Consider the following 1,197-nt stretch of genomic DNA (forward strand, 5'->3'; position numbering starts at 1 on the left):
TTTCGCTTAACTTTCGCTTAACTTCACGCATGATAGTTGTATGGTGTCGATTTAATAGCTTACCAATGGATCGGCAGCTTTCGCCACTATTGAATCGATAGTAGATAGCTTTTCGTTCGAAACTGTTAAGATGTTCGTAAGACATTCTGAATTCCCTCGATAATGAGTTTGGTCGCACTTACTACATTAGCAAATATTTCAGAATGTCATATTTATTGGTGGGTTATGGTCAGTGGTGCACTTGCATAATGAATTCGGGACAAAGATAAAAACAAAGATGACACCCATTCTAAAGTTTGTACCTACATGACCGCAGGTGGGAGAGTAATGGCTAAGTTTGACTATTCAGCATTTAAAGCAGCATCTGCTCTAGATGGCTCAATCACGCAAAAAGGTTTTTTATATCGCCACGACGGGGTTGATTGGGTTAATAATGGCGGGGAAATGGCAAAGGATGATAGGTATAAATGGCTAAACTAAATATTGTTTTTTATAAATTATCACTGTGTTTACTTGTTTTCGGATGTTCTGATCTAGAAGCAAGACCAAATAAAACTAGTATTTTCGAAATATTAGGTAATAGAGCATCTTTTCAAGATAAAGAAGTTATTTTACAAGGTGTAATATCATCTCAAAGTAAAGACCATTTTTTATTTCCAAATAAAGAGTCTTATGAGTTTTATGACTATGGTGCTGCTCTCTCTTTATCGCTTAATTTGCCAGAGGACAGCTTAAGAAAATTAGAAGGTAAGAGAGTTTCTATTCATGCTTTTTTTTCTTACAAAGAAAATGGAAAGCTAACGGGTAGCTTAAATGAAGTGAAAAGCGTATCGATACTACCAGATAGAAATGGGGTGATTAAAAGGTTTAGCTTTACAATGAAACAAAGATGACACCCATCCTAAAGTTTGCTTTCGGTGAATAATTAAGATGGGTGTCAACTTAAATTAGTTTTTTTTTCCCGAATTCAGGTTCCAAGTGCACCAAACCTTAAATCACTAATTAATAAAGACTTCTTCAGCTGTCTGATAATTTAGTATTTTCCTTGGGCGAGTATTAATTTTCATTACAACCTCTTGGAGTTGTTCATTAGTTATAGTTGAAAAATCAGTTTTCTTTGGGAAATAACGCCTGATCAGACCGTTTGTATGTTCATTTGTTCCTCGTTGCCACGAACAATAAGGATCAGCAAAATAA

The 1,197-nt window shown here is 35.1% G+C and carries 4 protein-coding genes; 2 read left to right on the forward strand and 2 right to left on the reverse strand.

What is annotated here, in order from left to right; all coding sequences use genetic code 11:
- A partial coding sequence (locus tag ADS77_RS21920; RefSeq protein WP_152960659.1) for a helix-turn-helix domain-containing protein occupies positions 1-145 on the reverse strand: 145 nt, incomplete at its 3' end.
- Between the two features lie 182 nt (positions 146-327).
- Between ADS77_RS21920 and ADS77_RS22430 the strand changes: the two genes are divergently transcribed.
- Together ADS77_RS22430 and ADS77_RS21105 are read left to right on the forward strand one after the other, a co-directional pair.
- On the forward strand, positions 328-480 hold the full coding sequence (locus ADS77_RS22430) for a hypothetical protein (protein WP_161803896.1): 153 nt from the start codon (positions 328-330) through the stop codon (positions 478-480).
- Entirely contained in the window at positions 468-893 is a 426-nt protein-coding gene (locus ADS77_RS21105; protein WP_054456204.1) for a hypothetical protein, read from the forward strand. The genes ADS77_RS22430 and ADS77_RS21105 overlap by 13 nt, the downstream gene beginning before the upstream one ends.
- 105 nt (positions 894-998) lie before the next feature.
- On the opposite strand, the gene ADS77_RS21925 is transcribed toward ADS77_RS21105, so the two are convergent.
- Positions 999-1,197 (reverse strand): IS30 family transposase (locus tag ADS77_RS21925; RefSeq protein ID WP_152960660.1); only part of this gene is annotated, 199 nt, incomplete at its 5' end.

It is taken from the genome of Pseudoalteromonas porphyrae, assembly GCF_001298125.1.
Classification (GTDB): Bacteria; Pseudomonadota; Gammaproteobacteria; order Enterobacterales; family Alteromonadaceae; genus Pseudoalteromonas; species Pseudoalteromonas neustonica.

Excerpts from the sequence above, each read along its gene's own strand:
- ADS77_RS22430 (WP_161803896.1), top strand. The coding sequence starts at position 328 with ATGGCTAAGTTTGACTATTCAGCATTTAAAGCAGCATCTGCTCTAGAT.
- ADS77_RS21105 (WP_054456204.1), top strand. The coding sequence starts at position 468 with ATGGCTAAACTAAATATTGTTTTTTATAAATTATCACTGTGTTTACTT.